Origin of the sequence: Streptomyces sp. NPDC001904 (assembly GCF_040297005.1) — a bacterium.
In the GTDB taxonomy this organism is placed as follows: domain Bacteria; phylum Actinomycetota; class Actinomycetes; order Streptomycetales; family Streptomycetaceae; genus Streptomyces.
In genome coordinates, this window is the sequence record NZ_JBEOYI010000015.1 from 45,749 (window position 1) to 67,818 (window position 22,070).

15 protein-coding genes and 1 pseudogene are annotated in these 22,070 nt (G+C 72.3%); 2 read left to right on the forward strand and 14 right to left on the reverse strand.

Features of this window, described 5'->3' with window-relative positions:
- The first annotated feature begins 190 nt into the window (after positions 1-190).
- Positions 191-640: an ATP-binding protein gene (locus ABT127_RS23345; RefSeq protein ID WP_351453272.1), complete on the forward strand. Its 450-nt coding sequence runs from the start codon at positions 191-193 to the stop codon at positions 638-640.
- 355 nt (positions 641-995) lie between these two features.
- On the opposite strand, the gene ABT127_RS23350 is transcribed toward ABT127_RS23345, so the two are convergent.
- Positions 996-1,247: a hypothetical protein gene (locus ABT127_RS23350; RefSeq protein WP_351453274.1), complete on the reverse strand. Its 252-nt coding sequence runs from the start codon at positions 1,245-1,247 to the stop codon at positions 996-998.
- A 340-nt stretch (positions 1,248-1,587) separates the two neighbouring features.
- Here ABT127_RS23350 and ABT127_RS23355 point away from each other — a divergent pair, with 340 nt between their 5' ends.
- The gene (locus ABT127_RS23355) at positions 1,588-1,917 is read left to right on the forward strand and encodes a chaplin (protein WP_351453277.1); all 330 of its coding nucleotides are present in this window, start codon (positions 1,588-1,590) and stop codon (positions 1,915-1,917) included.
- Positions 1,918-2,073: 156 nt separating this feature from the next.
- On the opposite strand, the gene ABT127_RS23360 is transcribed toward ABT127_RS23355, so the two are convergent.
- From ABT127_RS23360 to ABT127_RS23420, 13 genes and pseudogenes are all read right to left on the reverse strand, one after another.
- Positions 2,074-2,373 (reverse strand): GlsB/YeaQ/YmgE family stress response membrane protein, encoded by a 300-nt coding sequence (locus ABT127_RS23360; RefSeq protein ID WP_351453280.1) that lies wholly within the window; start codon positions 2,371-2,373, stop codon positions 2,074-2,076.
- Between the two features lie 225 nt (positions 2,374-2,598).
- Positions 2,599-3,249: a fasciclin domain-containing protein gene (locus tag ABT127_RS23365; protein ID WP_351453283.1), complete on the reverse strand. Its 651-nt coding sequence runs from the start codon at positions 3,247-3,249 to the stop codon at positions 2,599-2,601.
- Between the two features lie 280 nt (positions 3,250-3,529).
- Positions 3,530-4,279 carry an anti-sigma factor gene (locus ABT127_RS23370; RefSeq protein ID WP_351453574.1) on the reverse strand — a complete coding sequence of 250 codons (750 nt, stop codon included), beginning with the start codon at positions 4,277-4,279 and terminating at the stop codon, positions 3,530-3,532.
- Positions 4,280-4,281: 2 nt separating this feature from the next.
- Positions 4,282-4,866, reverse strand: a complete 585-nt coding sequence (gene sigK, locus ABT127_RS23375; protein ID WP_351453286.1) for an ECF RNA polymerase sigma factor SigK — start codon at positions 4,864-4,866, stop codon at positions 4,282-4,284.
- Positions 4,867-4,993: 127 nt separating this feature from the next.
- Positions 4,994-6,658, reverse strand: a complete 1,665-nt coding sequence (locus ABT127_RS23380; protein WP_351453289.1) for a sulfite oxidase — start codon at positions 6,656-6,658, stop codon at positions 4,994-4,996.
- A 486-nt stretch (positions 6,659-7,144) separates the two neighbouring features.
- Positions 7,145-7,543, reverse strand: a complete 399-nt coding sequence (locus ABT127_RS23385) for a DNA-binding protein (RefSeq protein WP_351453292.1) — start codon at positions 7,541-7,543, stop codon at positions 7,145-7,147.
- Positions 7,540-7,728, reverse strand: a pseudogene (locus ABT127_RS23390) (hypothetical protein); the annotation flags it as partial. The gene ABT127_RS23385 and the pseudogene ABT127_RS23390, both read right to left, overlap by 4 nt.
- 258 nt (positions 7,729-7,986) lie before the next feature.
- Positions 7,987-10,290, reverse strand: coding sequence for a hypothetical protein (locus tag ABT127_RS23395; RefSeq protein WP_351453294.1), 2,304 nt, complete (start codon positions 10,288-10,290; stop codon positions 7,987-7,989).
- Positions 10,287-11,387 carry a hypothetical protein gene (locus tag ABT127_RS23400; protein WP_351453296.1) on the reverse strand — a complete coding sequence of 367 codons (1,101 nt, stop codon included), beginning with the start codon at positions 11,385-11,387 and terminating at the stop codon, positions 10,287-10,289. Before ABT127_RS23400 ends, ABT127_RS23395 begins: the two co-directional genes overlap by 4 nt.
- Positions 11,384-12,691 (reverse strand): protein kinase family protein, encoded by a 1,308-nt coding sequence (locus ABT127_RS23405; RefSeq protein WP_351453298.1) that lies wholly within the window; start codon positions 12,689-12,691, stop codon positions 11,384-11,386. Before ABT127_RS23405 ends, ABT127_RS23400 begins: the two co-directional genes overlap by 4 nt.
- Positions 12,692-12,755: 64 nt before the next feature.
- Positions 12,756-15,521: a hypothetical protein gene (locus ABT127_RS23410; protein ID WP_351453301.1), complete on the reverse strand. Its 2,766-nt coding sequence runs from the start codon at positions 15,519-15,521 to the stop codon at positions 12,756-12,758.
- Positions 15,518-19,276 carry a tubulin-like doman-containing protein gene (locus tag ABT127_RS23415; RefSeq protein ID WP_351453304.1) on the reverse strand — a complete coding sequence of 1,253 codons (3,759 nt, stop codon included), beginning with the start codon at positions 19,274-19,276 and terminating at the stop codon, positions 15,518-15,520. The genes ABT127_RS23410 and ABT127_RS23415 overlap by 4 nt, the downstream gene beginning before the upstream one ends.
- Before the next feature lie 115 nt (positions 19,277-19,391).
- Positions 19,392-21,848 carry a VWA domain-containing protein gene (locus tag ABT127_RS23420; RefSeq protein ID WP_351453306.1) on the reverse strand — a complete coding sequence of 819 codons (2,457 nt, stop codon included), beginning with the start codon at positions 21,846-21,848 and terminating at the stop codon, positions 19,392-19,394.
- Between the last annotated feature and the right edge of the window lie 222 nt (positions 21,849-22,070).

A 22,070-nucleotide genomic window follows, 5' to 3' on the forward strand; every position in this document is an offset into this window, starting at 1 on the left:
GCGTCGTTTACGCTTCGGCTTGAAGGCGAATGTCAACACGCTAAGGTCGCGCGCTCTGGCGTGAAACCTGCCGCGTCCGGTGCGGGCGCTCGATCCGGACCTGTTGCGAAGACACGGATTCCACAGGGAGAGCTTGCGTTTGGTGTGGTCGTGGATGCGCAGCAGGCAGGAACCGACACAGGAGCGGGGCATGGTCCAACAGACGAACCGTTGTCACTGTCGGGACGAGCAGGGAACGCCGGTGGCGCGGGCCTTTTCCTCTCAGGAGCACAGCACTCCCGGGGCGGCTCGTCGTGCGGCGACCCGGTTTCTCGACCATGCCAGGTCCGAGCACGGCTGCGAGATCGACCGATCCACGGATGAGCTGTGTGAGCTGACGGTGAGCGAGCTGGTCACCAACGCAGCCAAGTACGCACCGGGGCCGTACCTGATGGAGCTCGCACTGACCCCCGTCGAACTGCGCATCACCGTGTGGGACAGCAGCACAGATCTGTCGGTGGCGTCGATGCCCGACCCGGACCGGGCCGGGCAGCACGGGCTTGAGATCGTCGAAGCCGTCAGCCGGCATGTGGACGTACGCCCGGATCCTGTCGGCAAGCGCATCACAGCCGCCCTCCCGCTCCACGCCTCCGACGACTGAGAACCGCCTGGCGAAGCAACGCAGAAGAGATCGACCTCATCATCGGCCCTCGCGCCCTCAAGATCCACACGTACCGGGCCGGCGAACATGTAGCAGGACCTCGGCCTGTTTCGTACGCGGTGGAACCATTGCTTGCCACACCGCGCTGTTGCAGCGGGCCACGTATTGTTCCAGAGCGGTCAGTGCGTTCATCCGGCGCGCCTGCCCGGCGCCGGGGACGGCCAGGCTCACCCATTGGGTGGAGCTCCGCCGGCATCGATCCGCACGCTTTGACCGGTCACAGCAGTGTGGCGCCCCGCCTGCGGGGCGCCACACTGCTCGTGCCTCTCTCAGGAGGCCGTGTTCGTGATCCGGTTCAGGAGTGCGAACCGGTGGTGTTGCCGGTGGCTCCGGTGGGGCCGGCCTGCTTGGTGGTGGTCTTGAAGTACGCCTTGCCGTCGGGAGTGAAGCCGCTGACCGTCTCCATCGTCATGCCGCCGTTGACGTTGGCGGAGTTCTGCGCCTTCTTGTAGGCGGGGCCGTCGTCGGCGGAGGCGAGGCCGGCGGCGCCGATGACCAGGGGGGTGACGAGGGCGCCGACAGCGAGGTACTGGGCAAGCTTGCGCATGGATGCGGTCCTTTCGAGATCGCCCGGCCGCAGGGCCCGCGGACACAGGACCACGGGCAGGCGGAGCGGGCCGGAAGCCCCGCCTGCTTCGACGCTGGGCCCGGATCACCGCATCCGCATGTTGATCAAAGCCGAACGCGGTGATCCGTGGCGGCGCCTGACGCGGAGCTTTCCCTTTCCGTGGCTGGCAGCAGTGGGAAGGACGTGGTCCGGACGGGTGAACTCGGGCCGTGCAGCCAATCCAGCTCCCTGGGACGTTCCGGATGGCCAGTGAGAAGCGAACCGCTTCTCGTCCTTGCCCCAAGGGGTGGGGACCGTGCGGATGAGTGTGGAGCGTTTCATGTCTCGTGTGCTGAAGAGCGCGGCGATCGTGGTGGCCATCGGCGGTTCGGTCCTGGCCGGTGCGGGCGCGGCGGCCGCGGACGCCGGAGCTCAGGGCGCCGCTGTGGGCTCGCCCGGCGTGCTGTCCGGCAACGTCGTCCAGGTGCCGGTCCATGTCCCGGTCAACGCCTGCGGCAACACCGTCAACGTCATCGGCCTGCTCAACCCGGCCTTCGGCAACAGCTGCGCCAACGACTCGGGCAACTGGGGCGGGCACGCCTGGGACGAGGGCCACATGGGCCACCACGGCTCGATGAACCACGACGGCGACATGGGCATGTGGAAGTAGTCCACCGCCCGTAGGTACTGAGGCAGGCCCACCCGCGGCCTGCCGTCGCAACACGTATCCCTGGCGCCGCAGGAGCACTCGGCGCCAGGGATACGGTGCGCAAGAACGCCGCGCGATGCGCCCTGTGCCGCCGAGGGCGCGCTGTTCACACGGATGTCAGGACGTCGGCGAGTCGCCGCCCGGAGATGCCGCGAACGTGCAGGGCTCGATGGTCTCTGTGCAGGCCACGGCAGCGGCGGCAGGAACGGTCTGCAGGAGCAGAGTGGTCCAGGTGACACCCGGAGTGCAGGCGGGGGCGAACAAGAGGGCGCCGATCGTGCCGATGAGCGCAGCCAGTACGGCGGCCCCCATCGTCCACAGCACCGAGATGCGCGGCCTGCCCGTATTGATCAGCCGACCCAGGGTGGCCATCACGACGCCAACCGGCAGGCAGAGCAGCGCATTCAGCACACTCACCCCGCAGTTCCCATCTCAATGCGAAATGGGGAAGGTGGGTGAGGCGGCCGCACGCCTGCGCTTTGGAATCGCTGACCACCTCACCCGGACACAACCTCCGGGAGACCATCGCTCAAGTCCTCCCGGACGCCTCCTGTCCGTGCTGTCCCGTACCCCGGGTGACAGTGGGACAGGGGAGCAGATTTCCCGTCTTCCCTCTGCTCGGTTGTGTCAGTCCGTGGTCCGTCAGCTCTTGGGCATGAGGACGGAGTCGATGATGTAGACGTTGGCGTTGGCGGTCTTGACGTTGCCGCACACCACGTTGGCGGAGTCGTTGACCTTGTAGGACTCGCCCGAGCCCGACGTCATCAGCTTCGACTTCTCCAGCGTGTCGAAGGAGCCGTTCTCCAGGTCCTTCGGCGCAAGCTTCTGGCCCACGACGTGGTAGGTCAGGATCTTGGTGAGCTGAGCCTTGTCGTTGAGGACCTTGTCCAGGTCGGCCTTCGGAATCTTCGCGAAGGCGTCGTTGGTCGGCGCGAACACCGTGACGTTCTGCGCGTTGTTCAGCGTGTCGACCAGACCGGCCTTCTTCACGGCAGTGACCAGAGTGGACAGCGCCGGGTTGTTCGAGGCGGCGGTCGCGACCGGGTCCTTGGCCATCCCGTCGAAGGAACCCGCACCGTCCTTCGGCACCGACGCGCAAGCCGAACCGAAGGGCTTGTCGGAATCCGTCATGTCGTCGGAGGGGCTGGCCATGTCCGAGCCCTTCGAGGCGGCAGCCGAAGAACTGTCGGACGCCTTGTCCTTGGAGTCGCTGTCGGAGCACGCCGTCAGGGCCAGCGGCAACATCGCGGCGGCGGCAACGACAACAGCAACACGACGGACTCGAGTCTGCATGACAATCCCTCAACGATCAGATCCGTGAAGGCCATCCGCCTCCATCGAACGGAATCCGGAGCGGCGGCCGCAGCGGATTGGTGGATTCCCGAAAGAGTGGGACGCCCGCGCATTCCGCACGGTCGAGTCCCAGGTCAGACGCCATGGCGCGGCAAGAAGAGATGCCTTGACCGTGAAGATGCGAGCTCCTGCAACAGGCCAACGTGTGTCGAGGGGAGCACCACGACCGTGGTGCTCCCCTCGACACACGCGCAGCAGGGCCAGGCCGCCCTGCCACCTGTCAGGAGGGCAGGGCCATCGTCGCCAGGGGCGAACTGGTGGGCTGTTGTGACCCGCCGGCCGGTTCCAGCGTGATACCGATGCCCGTGGCCTCGCCCACGCGGCCGTCCATGAGCACGCTCTGGTCGACCCGGGAGGCGTCCATCAGGCCTGCCGAGCGCATGTGGCCGTCGTCGGCGAACCACAGCTGGTACACCTTGCCCTTCGGAGGGGCTGCCATACGGGAGGCAATGAACACGGCCCTGCCGCTGCCCCGCGAGACAACCACGGAACCACGCGCCCCTCCCTCCAGGGGCGCGGCGGCCACCTTGGCGTCCGGCGCGGCGAGAACTGCGGCGATCCGGTCGGATTGTTCCCGCACGGCCTCGGCCCGGTGACGCGCGTCGTCGGCTTGGCCGTGCTGCCACACGGTGGTTCCGCCGAGAGCGGCGATCCCGGCCGCGCAGGCAGCCAAGACCCACCGCAGCGCCATTCCGTGGCGTGTCCTCGCCCCGCTGGACGCCTTGGCTGGCGGAGCGGGATGCTCCTGTCGCACCTCACTGATCTGCCGCAACACCTGCGACTTCAGATGGTCGGGAGGGCGGATCGTGGTCGCCAGGGCGAGTCGTCCGGCGGTGGCGGTGAACTCCTGTACCTCCAGCGCGCACGACTCGCACCGGGCCATGTGCGTCTCGAACAGGGCGCGTTCGGCGTCGTCGAGCGCGTCGAGTGCGTACGCGCCTGTCAGCGTGTGCACATCGCCTGTGTCCACGGTCATGCCGTCACCCCCAAGCAGTCACGGAGCCGGATGAGCCCGTCCCGCAGCCGCGTCTTGATCGTGCCCAAAGGCGCCGACAGTTCTTCAGCGACCTCTTTATAGGTCAGGCCCTGGTAGTACGCCAGCGTGACCGACTGACGCTGGATCTCACTGAGCGAACGCAGGCACCGGCGCAGTTCTTCCCGCTCTTCCCGGGCCTGCACCTGCTCAGAGACCTCGTCGAACTCCGGAGCCCGGTCCAGCAGCGCGGCCCGGTGGTCGCGAGCAGCCGCAGACTCCACGGAGCGGATGCGGTCGACGCTGCGCCGGTGGGCCAGAGTGAGCAACCAGTTGAGCACCGACCCGCGCTCCGCTCGGTAACGGCCGGCCGTGCGCCATGCCTCCACCCACACCTCCTGGGCGACTTCCTCGGCCTGGGCGTGGTCGCGCAACACCTTGAGGATCAGCCCGAAAACGGCATTGCAGCCCGCGTCGTAGACGGCGGCGAACGCCTCCTGGTCTCCCGCACCGACCTGCCTGACGAGCGCGGGCAGATCAGGGCCATGGGCTGGATTGGGGCCGATCGAGATGGGTTGCGTCATACGCCGCCTTCCGGATACCGCTGGAACGCGGTGTGAACTGGGGGACCACACCAGTAACTCATGTGCGCCCCGACCACCCACCGTGAGGATCATGTTCGTCGCTTCCTGGCCGTTTCCTTCCCTCTATCTAGTCGACGGTGACGACGACCGAGTGCCAGCCGGAAGCGCCGTCGGGGATTGTCGGGGTGCGCTTCTGTGTCTGGGTCTCGCCGGTGCGGTCGGTGGCGCGGACGGTGAGGGTGTGGCCGCCCTTTGTGGCGGGCCACTCGTACGACCACTGGCGCCAGGTGTCGCGGGTGTCCTCGGTGGCGAGCCGGGCCATCTCCCACGGTCCGTCGTCGACGCGTACCTCGACCTTGTCGATTCCGCGGTGCTGGGCCCATGCGACGCCCGCGACCATGACCGTGCCGGTCTTCGGGCGGCCGAACGGCTTGGGTGTGTCGATGCGCGACTCGGTCTTGATCGGCGCCTTCTGCGCCCAGTCCCGCTTGACCCAGTACGAGTCGTAGGCGTCGAACGTGGTCAGCTCGATGTCCTGGATCCACTTGCAGGCCGACACATAGCCGTACAGCCCCGGGACGAGCATGCGGACCGGGAAGCCGTGCTCGAAGGGCAGCGGCTGTCCGTTCATGCCGAGGGCGAGCATCGCGTCGCGGCCGTCCATCACGTCCTCGACCGGGCTGCCGATGGTCATGCCGTCCACCGAGCGCGCCACCAGCTGGTCGGCGGGTCCGCCCTTCGACGGGGGCCGCACGCCGCATTCCTTGAGCAGGTCGGCCAGGCGGACGCCGATCCAGCGGGCGTTGCCCACGTAGGGGCCGCCGACCTCGTTCGAGACGCAGGTGAGGGTGATGTTCCGTTCGATGAGCGGCATCTTCAGCAAGTCGTCGAAGGACAGGGTGCGTTCACGCTGCACGCCCTTGCCGTGGATGCGCAGTTTCCAGGATGTGGCGTCGACCTTGGGCACCACGAGGGCGGTGTCGACGCGGTAGAAGTCATCGTTGGGCGTCATGAACGGGCTGATGCCCTTGATCCGCAGTGCGGCCCCCTTGGGTACGGCCGCCGCTTTCGACGACGGGGCGGGGAGCACGATGTCCTTGCGGGAGGCGACGGCGTTCTGGCCCTGGGATCCGTTGAGGGCACGCCCCGCGAGACCGGCGCCGGTGGAGGCGGCGGCCGCCGCGGTGGCCGCGAGGATGAAGCCGCGCCGGTCCCACCCGGAGCCTTCCCCGTCGTCGCCGGGCTGTGCGGGGGTCGCCCCGCCCTCGGCCTGGTCGGTGTCGTGCTCCGCGCTGGCCGCGGCCGACTCGTGCACCGTACGGCGGGGCTGCCCCAGCCGTCCGATCAGCCAGTACAGCAGGCAGGCACCGACCACGGCACCCACCACGGAGGGCAGCGCGTCGGTGGCGCTGGTCGAGTCGGGCCTGCTGGTGGCGGCCAGCGCCCCGACCACGCCGAAGGCGAGCACACCGAGCGATCCGATCAGTCGCCACCGCGTCGCGAACGCCCCCAGGACCAGGGCGAGGACGGTCAGCACGGCGAGAATGCCGAGCTGCAGAACGAGCTTGTCGTTGGTGCCGAACTGCCGGATCGCCCAGTCCTTCACGCCGGGCGGGGTGCGGTCGATCGCCGCCCCGCCGACCGCGATGACCGGTCCGGATTCGGGGCGCACGGCAGCGGAGACCAGTTCCGCGATCGCGATGGCCGCGTACCCGGCGAGCAGGCCGCTCAGGGAACCGAGCGACAAGCGTTTGATGCCGCGCAGCGGCTTGGGTCGTACATCGTGGTCCATGACCGGAATCCGTCCTGGAAGCGCGCTTGGATTGGTCCTTCACACCATCGAAGTGGCGAGCGCTGGCTGTTCCACAGGAGTAGCAATCGGTGACCGGCCACCGGCGACGACAGCCCCAGCGGAAACGACTCTTCCCCCGAAAGGTGCAAAACGAAGGCGGGGCAGGCATCGGAAGAATCCGGAGGTGCGGCGGTGGGATGACGCGGGGATGCTTACTGCCCTGATCTGCCGGGTGGGCCGGTGGCTGCGCGAAGTCGTCGCCCTGGTGAGGCGCCTCGGCTGTTCGTGGAGATCATAATGACCGATCGCGCGGCCCTGCGTGTTCCCGGTAAGCACCCGGTACCGCGCACCCACAGACCCGGCTTCGAGCGCAGTATCCACACGCCAGGGCAGCTGGCTGCCCTGGCCTCGTGGATACGTTGAGTGCGCGTGCTGCCGGGGCTGGTGCGGGTGGGGGGCAGGGATTGGTTGCTGGCTCTGACTGCGTCAGACCTTCTCGGGCAAGATTCGAGTGTGGTCCGCGGTGAGCATGGAGATGTCTTCGACATCGGACGTCAGGATCGTGACGCGGCCAGGCTGCGCGAGCGCGGTGGCGCAGAGCGTGGCGTCGATGGCGTACTTGTGGCCGTGCAGTCCAGCTGAGCGCAGCAGGGTCGTCGCCGTCTGGGCGGTGGCCTGGGTGACGGGCTCGACCCGCAGTCGGGACAGTGTCCATTTCAGCGCCGCGTCATTGATCCTGGGGTGGATCACCTTGACCAGCACTGCAGCCGAGGTGACGATGGGCCAGTCGGCATCGCGGGCGGCGGTGAGCCACTCCTGGACTTCGCGGTCACGCTGGACGGCCTTGGCCAGGCCCTCACTGTCCAGGATCAGAGCGCCGCTCACACGGCAGCACCGGCAACGGAGGAGGGGGTGCCGGTGAGCTTGGTTCGCTTGGCGTCCACAGCCTGCGGATCGGCGGGACCGTTGACGCGCTCGAAGTCGGCGATCAGCTCGTCCACGCTGTCGCGCTCGATCTGCCGCTGCGCAGCCTTCTTCAGGTAGGCGGACACGCCCCGCTTGCCGACCCGTTAAAAGGATCACCCGGTGGGTCGTGCGTCAAGAGATCGCACGTAGTGCCCGTAACGCACATCGAACCTGGCCCGAACCACTGTCGGTGTGGCGCTGACCTGTGACTTTCTTTCACATGTTTTTGATTCACATGTTTCGCGATGACGCATCACGTGGAGTGCGTCGCGATCCTGGAGCCCGCCGCCAAGGGTTCCTGACCTGCGGAGACCTTCCCCAGGTCTGCCCCCGATCTCTGTCGGGGCCAGACCTGGGTCCGCCTACGGGTGTGCCTTCTCGTACAGGGCCCGGGTGACGGCCAGCCATGTCTCCTTCGGCAGGGGCGGAATCCGGTCCTCCTTCGCGTCGATCAGGAGTTCCTGCAGGATCTGGTGGTCGGCCGGGTCGTCGGACGAGGCGATCGAGCTGAGGTATTTGGTGAGCCCGGGGCCGTGGTGCTTCGTCGTCCGGGGTTCGACGAGCCAGCCGAAGAACCAGCGGATCATGCGGGCGGTGCGTTGGGCGTGGAGGTCGGTCAGGTAGAGGTCCAGGGGGTCGGGGGACGCCGTGATCCGGAAGTCGGCCGTCAGGAGGGTCGCGAGGAGGTCGCGGGCCGACTCGTCCGCCTGGACAGCGGGTGGGAGGTACTCCAGGACGATGTTCTGGGCGGCGTAGTGCAGGGGCTGGCGGAGGACCGACAGGAGGTCCTTGTGGTGGGCCTGGGCCAGGCGCTCCTCGGTCTTGTGCAGGAGGTCGGCCGCGGGTTCCGCCCGGTTCGTCGCGTGGGTCAGGTCGTCGGCCAGCATCAGGATCTGGGACCACTCCATGCGGGCCCGGCGCCCCCGGTGCGCCCAGAGCTTCGAGCGCGGCGACCTTCCCGCGACCGGCTGGTCGAAGAGGTCCGGCAGGGCGTCGTCGTTCAGGGTGCGTCGGCGATCTGGCGTCAGCCGGTCGGTGATCGCTCCCATCGCCGGGGCCGTCGCGGAACTCGTGGCGGCGCTCGTGACGGGGGGCGTCGGATGGTGGGTGGCGAGGGGTGCGTCCGTCCGCGCGGGGAAACCGGAGGGCGGGGGCGGCGGTGGCCCGTACTGAGGCACGTACTGAGGCGTGTACTGAGGCGGGGTGCTCGGCGGCTCCGGGTAGCTCTGGTGAGCCCTCTGCCCCGACCGTTCGGACTGCCCGTGCTGCTCCGGCTGCCTGGGATCCCGGGCCTGTCCGGACGGGTTTGTCGCGTGTGCCGTCGCAGGCATTGATTCCGGCGGCAGGGGCTCCGCGATGGCGCGCTGAGCCTCCGTCCCTTCGAGTGGGTCCTGCGCCTCCTCCGTGGGACTCCCCGTCTGCTGTGGCTCCGTCGTCGGGTGGCGGGAGGGTGAGGGAGAGGGCAACTCCGTTGATTCGAGCTGCTGTTGGCGCCACTCTGGTGGCGGCGTCAGGATCGAGTCGGAGGCCGGAGTGTCCCGGGTCGGCTGATGGGTCGGCAACTCTTCCTGTGCGTGCGGCTGTTGCGGCAGTGCGGGCTGCTTTTCCACTTCCAGGGGCAGGGGTTGGGAGATCACCGGGACGGAGCCTGTGTCCGTAGTTACCGGTGACTCGTAGCGGGCGGGCCACACCTCGCGGAGCCGGGTGTGGAAACGCCGGACCTCCGGATCGGCCGCGTTCGGGTCGGTGTCCAGCAGGCGTTGGTACTTGCCGAGGGACCAGTCCAGGTAGTGGTCCACGAGGGTGGCGGCGAGTTCGGCGGCCGGGTCCGTGCCGGGGTCCAGCAGGTCGATCCGGCGCAGGCGGCTGTCCTCCGCGGGGGAGACGCGCCAGGCCGGCACGAACACCACCCGGTACGCCTGGTCGTCCATCGTGTCGAAGGTGGCGAACTGCCAGCTTCCCGAGCCCCGGTCCAGCGAGGAGCCGAAGATCCACCACAGGCCCCACAGCACCAGGAGTGCCGGTTCCGGCGACTCGCGTCCGGGAGGGACCGGCCGGTGCCCCGGGGCCTGGGCAGCCCGCGCCGTGGCCAAGGAGTCGTCCAGTTCGCCCACGAGAGCCGACAGCCGGGCTCCCGGAGTGCGCAGGAACTGAGCCACCAGACAGATGAGCGGGCGCCGGACCAGCCGGACGTTCTCCCACATGCGGTGCCGCATGTGATTGGCCAGGGCCTTGAGCCGGTCGCGCGGCATCGGCTCGATCGGCCCCGTCACCCGGTCGGCCCAGCCCTCCTCCGCCCAGGCAACGGCGCCCAGACTGACGCAGTAGAGGGGGAGCAGGATGCGCGCCGGGCCCAGGAGGGCGTGGCAGACCGTGCTGTCGCGCTTCTGGGCGTCGGAGCCGGGGGTGCGGCGGACGAGCAGGACGCGGTCGCCGGGGATGATGTGCCGGACCAGGCTGGGGCGCTGCACGTCACCCATCACGCGGAGCACCGGGCCGAGCCGGTCGGCCAGTTCGCGGGCCTCGGGCTCGGGGCAGGAGTGGGCGACCGCGGCGATGCCCGCGCCCCGGTGGCCGACGTTGCCGGCCCAGCGGAACACGACCTGGTGCACCGGGTCGTCGGGTGCGACCGCGTCTCCCGGCCGGCCGGGCGGTGTCCGTGTCACAAGCCCACCGCCGCCGGCCGGTCCTCGGTGCCGCCGTCGATCAGCCCGCACATCGCGAGCACGGAGACCAGCGGCTCCAGCACCCGCAACGGCCGGGTGCCGTGCGGGAATCTGCCCTCGTGGTCGTGGCTGCCGGTGGCCGAGGCGAAGTGCAGGGTGCAGCGCAGCACGCTGTCGAAGGGGCCGACCCACGCCTGCCCGGTGTGATGACGCAGGAACGCGTACGCGTCGCGGCTCTCCTCCGCGAACCGCTCGGCCATCCGCTGTTCCGGCGGGGGTTCGTCCAGCCAGCGGTCCACGGGCGGTTCGAACCGCACCAGATCGCTCTTGTTGATCACCACCGCCGCCGCCACCCCGAGATACTGCCCGCCCGCGCGCGGCAGCCGGTCCAGCACGGTCTGGAACGCCGGATCGCCGCCCCGGGTGTACCCCAGGTCGCCGCGCAGCGGGTCCAGATACGGCATGGGCAGCGCCCGCAGCGGATCCACCACGAAGATCAGCGCGTCCACCCCCACCATGAACCGGGTCAGCGCGTCGGTGCGGCGCAGGTCCTCACCGGCCAGGTCGAAGAACGCCACCGGCCGGGCCGGCCCGTCCGGCCGGCTCAGCAGCAGCGCGTCCACGAACGCGGCGAACCCGCCGGCGCTGCGGGTGTGCTCCAGCATCGTCCCGGACCGCAGCCGCTCCACCCGCTCGGTCATGAACGTCTGGTGGTCCTGCGGGTTCACGGACTGCATCTGCAGCCCGTACCGCTTCAGACCGCCGTCGGCGATCTCGGCGATCATCTGGGTGAGCAGATGTGTCTTGCCGGTGGCCGAGTCCCCGACCATCGCCACGGTCAGCGGGCTGCCGTTGGTCAGATAGGGCACCGGGATGTAGTGGGTCTGCCCGCTCTCGGAGTTGCCGCACCGCTGATAGGCGGAGCGGAGGGTGTCGGCGAGACGCAGCGGACTGATCTGCCGGTCCACGTGCAGCTCCTCGAACAGCTGCTTGTCGTTGCGGACGAACAGCTGCTGCTCGTCGTAGGAGATGATCTCCAGGCAGTACGGGCAGAGGATCTCCTGGGCCGTGGCGCCCGGCGGCATCGGAACGGTCATCGGCGGGTGTCTCCTTCGGACCGGCTTCCGCCGGGCTCGTTCGTGCCGGAGGTGCGGCCTCCGCTGATCCAGGTGCGCAGCCGGCTGCGCTCGCGGGCCGGATACTCGTAGCCGGTGAACTGGGCCGGCGGCGCCTCCCCGTACCGGGACCCGTCCGCGCCGAACCCGCCGGGGTCCCCGGCGCGTTCCTGCCCCGGGACGGACGGGGTGTGCGCCGGGGGCGGCGGGGCGAGGGAGGCGTGCTTGCGGCGCCGGATCTCCTCGAACTCCCGCCGGTGGCGCTCCAGCGGGTCCGGCAGCAGCACGCTTGCCGCCTCGGCGGCGACCTCCGGCGCCAGGGTGCGCAGCAGCGCGTCCGGCGTCGGCCGGTCCTGCGCGCGCCGGGCGAACACCTGGCCGAGCGTCTCCTGCACGGACCGCTGCGCCGCCAGGTCGGCGGGCGGCCCGTCCGCGCTCCCCGGCCGACCGGTCACCAGGTGGTACATCACCTGCGCCACGCTCCACAGCGCGTCCCGTGCCTCCGTCGTGCCCGTCCCGGCCCGCTGCTCGGGCGAGGAGTACGGCGGTATGCCGTACGGCACCCGGGGACGCCCGGTGCGCACCACCGAGCCCAGGTCCCACACCTGCACGCCCTGCGCGTCCCGGCGGACGGCGCCGGGCACGATGCCCCGGTGCACCAGGCCGACCGCCTCCATCAGCCGTACCGCCAGCACCAGATCGCGTTCCACGGCCCGCTGTTCGCCCATCGAGACCCGCTCGGTGGGCCCGGACAGCGGGCGTCCGCGCGGCACGGCGTACAGCACGAACGGCGCCGGGGTGTTCACGTCGTAGCCGACCGGCGTCGGGAAGAGACCGCCGAAGCGGGTGCCCGCGTACGCCCGGTGCAGTGCCAGCGCGGCGGTGATCTCCGCATGGAGCAGGGTGTACGCCTCCCGGTCCGCGCCCGCCTCCTGCGGCAGCCGGACCTGGAAGCCCCGCCAGCCGTCCTCGAATTGGACCGGCCGGGCCAGCGCGGGCGGCCGGACCAGACGCGGCCGGTCCGGCCCGAACCTGGCCCGCACCCGGTGCGTGGCGCCCTGCGGGGAGACGAAGGACAACTCCACGGCCGGCTCCCCGGGCGTGACCGGTCCGGTGCGGGCCTCGCGGCCGGTGTGCTCGCTGGGCCGCGCCCGCTCCGCGCGGTCGCCCTCCGGGTCGTGGACGGACTCCTGACGGGCGGTCGGCCGGGGGCCGGCCGCCGCGTACGGCTCCGGCGCCGGACCGAACCGGTCCGGGTGCGGTGCGGGCCGGTGGTCGTTCACCATGACTTCCCCACTGTGTTGGTCCGTGCGCCCGGGGCGCGGTCGGTCGTCGTCGTACGGGTACGGTTCACCGCTGCGCCTGTCCCTCGCCGGGGTCCGCTGGACCGTCCTCGGCCCAGGTGCGTACGCGGACCTTCTCCACCACACCGGCCCGGAGCGGCACCAGCCGCAGCGTGCCGGCGAAACGGCCGGACGCCGTCCACACCATCGAGGCCGGTGCGGCGTCGGGGCCGTGCCCGCTCGTGCGGACCTCCACCACAGGTCGTACGGCCTGCGGGGCGAACGCGATGGACCGCGCCTCGGCCGGATCCCGGCTGAGCAGCGAGAGCTGCGCCGGCGGGCACAGCAGCAGCGGCCTGCCCTTCTCCGAACCGATGTTGAGCACCTCCCGGACCGGCTGGGCCCCGATGCCCAGCAGCGCCGCGGCGTCCCCCCGCACCCGGTCCTGCCGGGCGTAGGCCGGGGCGGGCACCACTCCGTTGTCGCGCAGGGCCAGCCCGGCCGCCGCGATGGCCCGGCACACGGCGGCCTCCAGCGTGGTCGGCGCCCCGCCCGCGGGCCGGGTGTGGCCGCGCAGCGCGTCCACCGTCGCGTCGGCCAGGTCCGCGACCAGGGTGGCCACCAGATCCGGACCGCCCTCGCCCGCGCCCCGGTGGAGCCAGGGCGGCGCCACCCGGGACACCTGCCGGGGGCGGCTGTCGGGCGCGGCGGCGGGCTCTGCCCAGCCGCCCGACGACGCGTCGGCAGGCGGGTCGTCGGGCCAGTCCGGCCAGTCGGCGTCCGGCCCCGACGGGTCCTGCCCCGGCGGGTGGTGCTCCGACGGATCCGGGTGCGACGCGTACGGCTGTGACGCGTACTGCTGTGACGCGTGCGTCTGCGACGCGTACGGCGGCACCCCGTACCCGTTCGTCCGTCCCGCGTCCCCCGTCGTCGCGTCCGGCCGCGCCGCTCCCTGCCGGGCGCCGGAGGCCATCGGCCGGTCGTCCGGCCAGGACGACTCGTCCCAGCCGGGGTCGGACCAGCCGTCAGCACCGACGGGTCCCATGCCGGACATCGAGTGTCCCGCGTCCGCCTCGACGGCCGCGCTCCGCAGCACCGCCGCGAGCGTCCGGGCGCCGTCCGCGCAGCGGGTGCGCTCCTCGGCCGCCCACCACTGCCTGCGCAGCGCGTCCGCCAGGACGGCGTCCACGCGGGCCAGGCACGGCCCGAGGTCCGAGGTGCCGGTCGCCTCCCACCAGTCGGCCACGCCCCGGCGCCACCAGGCCCCGACGCACAGCACCGCGCCGAGCGCACCGACCAGCACACCCCCGAGCACCACCGCGCGCGGGACGCTCACCAGCAGGGTCAGAGCGAACCCGGCGCCCGCGCCGGCCGCCAGGGCGGCCGCGCGGGCCGCCTCCGCCCGGTGCACCCGGCCGCCCGCCCCCCGGCCCGGCCGCACCGCGGCGGCCAGCGCGCCGCCGAGCAGGAACACCGCCGCGGGCAGCAGCGCGAGCAGCGTGCCGGGCCACGGCGCGAGCGCGGAGACGAACGCGGCCAGCGCCGTCGGCACCAGCTGCCCCGCGCGGGCGCGGGCGAAGTACAGCGGTACCGCCGCCGACATCCGCCCCAGCGACTCCTCCGGGCACGCCCGTTCCAGATCCCGCAGCCGGGCGGCGGACGGCGTCGGCGCGACCCGTTCGGCGAGTGCCGTCAGCCGGGCCGCGACCGCGCGCAGCGGCAGCCCCGAGGTCAGCCAGCGCGCGGTGCAGCGCTGCAGCCCTTCGTCCGACTCGCCGCCGCGCGACCGGTGTTCCCACATCTCCGGCAGCGCCACGCCCCCGTCGGCGAGCCGGGCCAGCGCGTCGCCGTGCGGGACACCGGGCGAGCCGCTGTCCCGCAGCACACCGGCCACCACGTCCCGGTACCGGCGCAGCGAGGTCGCCGCCCGGGTGATCGCCGCGGGTACTCCGTCCGCGACCTGGCGACCCGTCAACAAGGCTCGTGCGGAGCCCAGTTCGGATCGTGCCGCGGCCAGATCGTCCACGGCCCGTACGCACGCGGCGCGGGCGGCCTCGGCGGGACCGCCCGGACGCAGCAGAGCCGTCACCGGACGTTCCGGCCCCGGACCGAGCAACTCGGCCAGCCCGGCCGGGAGATCCTGCGCGGCGGGCGGCCCGGAGACCGGCACCTCGCCCCCGGCGAACCGGGCCAGCGCGCCGGTCCACGCGCTGTCCCGCGCGTCCGGCGTCAGATCGTGCTCCAGCACCCGCAGCGACAGCGTGGCCACCGACACCGGGGCGTCGTGCAGTTCGGACAGCACCTTGTCGAAGAGCTCCCGCACCCGCAGCAGATCGACGAGGGCGACGATCGCCGCCGCTGTCTCTCCGGCCGGGTCGTCGGTGCGCGGATCGTGCCCCGCCCGCGGATCGGGCGCCCACAGCACTCCCGTACGGGAGGACTGCAGCACGGACGCCAGCCGTAGCCTGCGCCCGGTCCCGCCCTCCGCCGGGCGGTCGTCCGGGTACGACGCGGTCCGGTACGGCGCCTCCGCGTACGCGGCGTCCGAGGGCGGCGGTTCCGCGGGCCGCCACCGCTCCAGATCGCCGACGACCAGGCAGAGCAGGCTCACCCCGCCCAACGTCGGGGCCGCCGCGACCAGTTCGTACGCCTCGGCGTGTGCGGTCAGCCCGTCCGGCTCGTCCACCACCAGGAACCGCAGGTCCCCGGAGTCGGACCGGCCGCTGTCCGGCAGCAGTTCGGCCATCCGGCGGCGCAGATCGGCGCCGTCCACCGGTACGTCCCGGCCGTCCCGGAAGTCGAGTACGACGACCGGGCTCCCCGTGCCGCTCACGCGTGCTTCTCCCAGTTCTCGCGGGCGTCGTCGCCGTCGCCGTCGCCGCCGGACGTGATGTCCTCGTCGGGCCAGTCGGCGTCGCCGTCCGCGTCCGAGATGCCCCAGGGCGCGGTGGAACCGGCTCCGGGCCAGCCCGGGTCGGACTCGGCGGCGCGCGGGAAGGGCGGATACTCCGGCGACCGCGCGGGCACCGGTCCCGACGCGGGCCGCCCGGCCGGCGGCTGCGGCACCGGCCGGACCCGGTCCGGCTCCCCGGATGCGTGCTGTCCCGCGTCCTGGCGCGGGCGGCCCGCGGGACCGCTCGCGGCGGGCGGCAGCGGGGTGTCCGGCCAGTGCCGGGTCCGCTCGTCGTGCGGGGGAGCCGCCGGCCACCGCGCGTCCCCGTCGCCGCCCGGCCGGCCGCCGGGCCCCGGCCTGCCGTGCGCGGGCACGTCCCAGCTGTCGGCACGCCGGGGCGCCGCGACGTACGGGTCGGCGGGCAGCCCCGTGTCCGCCGGGCCGGGGCGCTGCGGACGCTGGGCGGGCCGCTGCTCCCAGGACCGGTCCGAGGATCCGTTCGAGCCCCGGTCGGAGGTCCACCGTTCCCCGTCCGCCGGGTACTTCGGGTCCGCGTCCGCGCTCCGGCTCTCGAGGACCCACTCCTCCAGTTCGCGCAGGGTCGGGTGGGCGCGGTCCTCGCCCTCGGGGAAGGGCAGATCGAGCGCGTCGGGCAGCGTCTCCGCCCAGAACTCACGCAGCCGGCGCGTCCAGTCGGACACACGTGCGCCGTAGCGCCGCTCCCGCTCGTCCAGCAGCCGCAGCTGACGCGGCGCCACCTCGTGGACCAGCTTCAGATACAGCTCCGAGGGCTCGCTGCCCGAGGTGCCCAGGCCGCGCGGCAGCGTGTTCATCACCACCTTGCAGTAGCTCTGCACGATGTTCTCCTCCGCCAGCAGCGCCCAGCGCTCGTACGCCCGCAGCAGTCCGGCCCAGCTGGAGATGCCCTCCTGGTAGTCGGTGAGCGCCAGCTGGATGCCGAGCGCGTCCTGGCCGGCGTCGTCGTGCAGCCGGATGCGCAGCCGCTGCGGGGACGCCGGGTCGCCCTGGTAGTCGATCTGGCCGTTCCACAGCGCGCACAGCAGCCGGTTCAGGATGTGCGCACGGTCGTCGGGCGTGCTGGCCAGCCAGTCGTCGCGGTACCCGAGCCGCTGCCGCCAGCGCAGCACGTCCTCGTCGCGGCGGGTCTCCTGCGCCCTGGCCCACTGGCGCAGCACCTTGCGCGCCTCCGGCACCTCGGTGAGGCTCATCTCGCTGCGGAACAGCACCACGGAGATCGAGTCGGTGTCCACCGCCCGGTACTCGATGGTCCGCTGGCTGTCCGGAGGCAGCCGCAGATGCTTCTCCAGGTAGTTCTCCACGGTCACCCGGCGCGAGCCCGGATAGGTGATGAGGACCTTCAGCCGCCCGTTGCCCTCGGGGGTGAACGCGGCCGGCAGCAGACCGGCCAGCTTGTACCGGAACTGCTCCAGCGCCCGCGTGCTGACCTGCTGGGACGCCTCGGTGTCGCCCGCCTCGGCGGCGAGCAGCGTGCTCATCCTGGGCAGCAGCGCACGGGCCTGCCGTCCGTCGGGACGCTCGGAGAACAGCCGCTGCACCCGGTGCTTGAACGCGGCCTTCACCTCGGACACGGCCGCGTCGGGGGAGTGCCGGCCGGCCGCGAAGGCGCTGCGGCGCAGCTCGGCGTCGACCAGCTTGTGCAGCAGTGCGGCCTCGTCGCCGTTGGGCCCGAGCTGGTGGCTCTCCACCAGACGCTCCATCAGCGCCTGGTAGAAGCGGCCCAGGTTGCCCTGCGGGGGCAGCAGGTAGGAGACGCCGGTGCGGTCGTCGTACAACTCCTTGACCTGCGCGGTGTGCCCGCGCGGCTGGTCGTCCACGTGCTTGCGGAACGCGTCGCCGATCGCGTGCACCTCGTTGCGCAGCAGGTTCGCGGCCTGCCGCCAACGGGGCTCGTGCTCGCTCCACGCGCGGTGCCAGATCGTGCGGGCCCGCCACTTGTACCAGCGGTCCTGCTCCTCCAGCACGGCGGCCACCTCGTCGTCCGCCCAGCGCAGCCGGGGCCCCACCATCCGGCCCTTGATTCTCGGCGCGGGCGGCGGCTGCACCTCGACCCCGGCGGGCCGCGCCGGGTCCTGCCGGCGGTTGTCGAGCATGCCGAGGAAGCCGAGCCGGGCCACCGTGTTGGTCTCGCCCGGCACGCCCGACACCACCCGGCCCAGCGTGAACAGGTCGGTCTTCAGGAGCAGTTGTTCGGCCGCCGCGCGCGGCGAGAAGCCCTCCACCAGGACCGGCATGCGGTGTGCGACCTGCCGGTCAAGGTCGGCGAGCAGCCGTCGCATCTGCTCCAGCCGGTCCCGCAGCGCGGTCTCGATGTCGTTGCTGCCGCGCGGCAGCGGGTCCGGCTGGGTCACCTCCAGCGGCTCGCGCCGCCACAGCTCGCCCAGCCCGGCGGCGGTGAACATCTCCCGGACCAGGGGCGCCGTCTCGTGCGGCACGGCGGCGGAGGCGTCGGTCAGCCCGGTCACCGCGTGGGCGAGCATCTTGGCCGCGACCAGCTCGGCCAGCTCGTCCAGCGGCGCCGTCATCGACGCGACCAGGCTGGTGGAGATGGCCTTGCGGCCGATACCGGTCGCGGAGCGGGTCCGGCGGCTGATGTCGCCGTTGACGAAGTTGCTGGCGAACGTCTGGTAGTCGTCGTCGCGGCCGCCGCCCTTGGCCTCGCCCAGGTTCAGGTCGGTGCCGACCAGGGACACCACCAGGGAGACGATGGAGCGGCGCAGGTCGTCGGGGCGGATGCCGGCCGTCTGGCTGAACAGGAACGCGGTGGGCACGGTGCCCGGCCGCAGCGACACCGGGTGCGTCTGCGGGTAGCGGATGCGCAGCGACTCCTGGAGGTCCACGTCGCCCAGTTCGGCCTCGGCGTCCGGCGCGTTCTGCTCGTCCACCAGCCGGGACAGGTCCACCACCGCGCGGGCGGCGTTGAGTTCGGCCTCGCGGCCGCCGCCCTTGGCCTCCGGGAACGCCGACGGCATGACGACCAGCGGATAGATCCGCGCGCCCCGGAACTTCTTGTCCTTGAACGCCTGCCCAATCAGATGCAGGTAGTCCAGGAAGATGCCCGTACCGGTCCCGCCCGCCACCGAGAACGCCACGAACACGTCGCAGCCGTTGATGGTGTCGCCGCCCACCTCCTGGAGTTCCCCGCCGGATCCGGCGATCGCGTCGATGGCCCGGTGCAGCGGGGTCAGCACCGGCGCGGGACCGTTGGCGAGGGTGGCGAACAGTGCGGCGCGGCCCACCGTGGGCAGCTGGCCGGCGCCGTTGCGCAGCGGGTTGATCTTGGGTTCGCCGCCGTGCGGCGGCAGCCAGTCGGACACCTCGTCGCGCAGCAGCGCGCGCAGCATCCGGGTCACCTCGGGCGAACTGTCGTAGTCGGCGGGCAGCAGGTCGTGCGTGGCGCGCGAGGTGCGGCTGTAGGCCTGCCGCAGCGTGGTGTCCGCGCTCAGGTGCGGCAGGCGGCCCAGCTCCGCCTCGCTGTAGTCGGCGTACACGAACTGCAGGCAGCCGGGCAACTGGTAGGGCAGTCGGCCGTTGCCGGTGAGGGCGGTGCCGTCCGGGCCGCAGAGTTCGGCGCGCAGCCGGCGCTCCAGTTCGGCGCCGATCAGACCGCCGGTGCCGCCGAGGCCGACGAACAGCATGGGCTGGAAGATTTTCATCGCTTCGTTTCCCCCTGTCTGGTGCGTGCGCACCGGACATGTGATGGACCCCAGGTCTTCTGAGCGGACCTGCCCCGGGCCGGTGGTGCGGCCCCCGCCGCACCACCGCCCGGTGTCAGGTGGCCTCGTCGAATTCGTCGTACGCGGAACTGCCGTACGCGGAGCCCCCGTACGAGGAACCTCCGTACGCGGAGCTCCCGTACGTGTCGCCCGCCCCGGGGGCGTCCGCGGCCCTCCGGTCGGACGGCGCCGGTGCGGGCTTGCGCTGCCGGGGCAGCAGGTCCGCGAGCCACCGGGGCATCCCCGGCCGGCGGGCGGCGGACCGGCCGCCTGCGCCCCGTTCCACGCGGAGCTGGACCCGGCCCTCCAGCGGGATGTCACGGGCCAGCGGGTACGACTGGTCGCGCCCGTCCGGGGTGCGCAGCCGGACCCCCGTACGCGGGTCGCGCTGGAGGGCGTACCGGCCGGTGGGGCGGGGATCCAGCCGGGGGCCGGGGCCGTCCGGGTCGGACACGTCGAACCGGTACCAGGGGTCGCGCTTGCGGGGCACCGTCGTCTCGCTCGCCGTCCGCTCCCCGGACGCGTCCGACACGATGAGCCGGAGCAGCAGCCCGCCCGGCGAGACGCCCTCGAGCGCCTGCCTGCGGTGCCACACGAACCAGCCGAGCAGTCCGGCCAGCAGCACGGCGCCGGTCACCAGGGCCCACCACCACGCGTCCCAGACCCGCTCCGGCCAGGAGGGAACCGGTGTGACGTCCACCTTCACCAGCTTCGCGTCGAGCAGCCGGGCGGAGTCGTCGGCGTCCGACACCTCCATCCGCGCGGTCAGTTCGCGCGGGGCCTGATGCCCACCCACGGTGAGCCGTCCCGCGCGGTCCACGGAGTCGCCGGGGGCCAGCGTGATCTCGGTGAGGGAGAGCGCGACCGCGCCCGGCTCGGAGTCCCGCAGCGACAGGCGCAGGGTGTGCGGCCGGTCCGAGTCGTTGGACGCCAGCAGCCGGAACGGCAGGCTGCCGCCGGGGTGCGCCTCGGCGTCGGCCACGCGCAGCTCGGCCCGCACCTCGGGGTTGGCCGAGGCGGTGCGGGTCACGAACGGGCGGTGGTCGGCGGTGAGTCCGACGGAACCGAGCACGCCGACGGCCTTGAGCGCGCCGCTCGCCCCCCGGGGGATCGTCACGGTGCCGGTGAAGCGGCCGTCACCGGCCTTCCGGTCGCCGTTCTCCCCGGTGTCGGAGAGCGCCAGGCCCAGGGGCGCGAAACCGTCGCCGGTCAGCCGCCCGGAGACCTTCAGCCGGCGCAGGTCAGCCGGGTCGACGATGCCCTGCTCGTCCCGGGTCTGGAGGGTCAGTTCGACACGGGCCTTCTCGCCCGGCCGGGGCGCGGCGGGCGTCATCACGATGGAGGAGCGCACCGCCCCCCGCCACTGCACGGAGACACTGGCCAACCGGTCCCGGTGGCCCTCCGGGGCGTCGAGCCGGACCCGCCAGCGGCCCGGCCGGGGGTCGGTGATGCGCAGCGACTCCACCTCGCCGCCGGACCCCGCCAGCGTGAACGTCGAGCCGTCGGAGCGGGCGCCGGGCTCGATCTTCCGGTCGCGCGGGTCGTAGTACGTGGCCCTGACCGCGGGGTCGCCCTTGGAGACGACGATGGTGGCGAGCGTCGCCAGCGGGGACAGCGGTACGGAGATGTCCGCCGGCGGGGTGTCCTTGCGCGGCGGGTCGGTGACCAGGCAGCGCGCCCCGGCGAAGGCACGCTGCACGGCGTCGCCCAGGGTCTGGGAGTCCGTCGCCCGGTCCGCGTCGGGGAGGGCCGCCTTCAGGTCCGTGCACCCGCCCCGGTAGCCGCCCTTCGCCATGGCCCGCAGCGCGGGCATGTCGATCCTGTCGCCGAAGCCGAGCGGCCAGATCTGGACCTTGGCGGCGCGTGCCTCGGCCAGCGCCTTGGTCAGTTCGCGGCGGCCGTTCTCCTCGCGGCTCTCCTTGTCGGTGCCGTAGGAGGGGCTGTCGCTCACGTCGAGCTTGCCGTCGGTGAGCAGGAAGAGAATGCGCGGGCGGCTGCCGCCGTGCTCGCTCAGCCGGGTCACCGCCTGCCGGATGGCGTTCGGGAAGTCGGTCCCGGTGCCCCGGCCCGGGCTGCGCCGGGCCAGCCGGCCGATGCAGCCGTCCATCTTCTCCCGGGCCACCGCGTCGAGTTCGGTGGTCGGGCACACCTCGTCCACCGGGCTCTGGTCGTCGTTGTCGGCGCTGGCGAACCCCAGAACGGTCATCCGCGAGGCCGGGGAGATCTCCCCGACCGCGATCCGCCCGGCGGCGTCCCGCTCCCGCTCCACGTCGGTCGTGCTCAGACTGTTCGACTCGTCCACCGCCACGGCCAGGTCCACCGCGTCCGTCGCGGTGGACGCGACCGGGGCGAGCGGCGCGGGCAGCGCCGCCTGGCCGAGCGCGGTCCCCCCGAGCAGCAGCAGCACGGCGGCGGTCCGCCGGACCCCGAACAGCCTGCGCCGCCGGCCCGGTGCCGTACGGCGCGCTCCGGCCGCCGCGCGGGCGCCGGACGCGGTACAGGCGTCAACCACTCTTCGGTGTAAGGCGATCGGCGTACCGATGTCGTGCGTGGTGCGTGCGTCGGACGCCGTACGACGCCCTCGCCCCCGTGCCGTACGCCCCGGACCACCGCGGACCGGTGCGGTGTCGTGTGCGTCCATGTCGTCCCCCTCGGATGTCACTTGATAGACGTAGATGTCGGGCGCACGAGACCCGTGTGGGCCCGCGTGCGCCCTGGTGACGGCGGCCGGTAC

Bases quoted from the DNA above. Each gene is read 5' to 3' on its own strand.
- ABT127_RS23345 (WP_351453272.1), top strand. From the start codon at position 191: ATGGTCCAACAGACGAACCGTTGTCACTGTCGGGACGAGCAGGGAACG.
- ABT127_RS23350 (WP_351453274.1), bottom strand. From the start codon at position 1,247: ATGCGCAAGCTTGCCCAGTACCTCGCTGTCGGCGCCCTCGTCACCCCC.
- ABT127_RS23355 (WP_351453277.1), top strand. From the start codon at position 1,588: ATGTCTCGTGTGCTGAAGAGCGCGGCGATCGTGGTGGCCATCGGCGGT.
- ABT127_RS23365 (WP_351453283.1), bottom strand. From the start codon at position 3,249: ATGCAGACTCGAGTCCGTCGTGTTGCTGTTGTCGTTGCCGCCGCCGCG.
- sigK (WP_351453286.1), bottom strand. From the start codon at position 4,866: ATGACGCAACCCATCTCGATCGGCCCCAATCCAGCCCATGGCCCTGAT.
- ABT127_RS23380 (WP_351453289.1), bottom strand. From the start codon at position 6,658: ATGGACCACGATGTACGACCCAAGCCGCTGCGCGGCATCAAACGCTTG.
- ABT127_RS23400 (WP_351453296.1), bottom strand. From the start codon at position 11,387: ATGACCGTTCCGATGCCGCCGGGCGCCACGGCCCAGGAGATCCTCTGC.
- ABT127_RS23405 (WP_351453298.1), bottom strand. From the start codon at position 12,691: ATGGTGAACGACCACCGGCCCGCACCGCACCCGGACCGGTTCGGTCCG.
- ABT127_RS23415 (WP_351453304.1), bottom strand. From the start codon at position 19,276: ATGAAAATCTTCCAGCCCATGCTGTTCGTCGGCCTCGGCGGCACCGGC.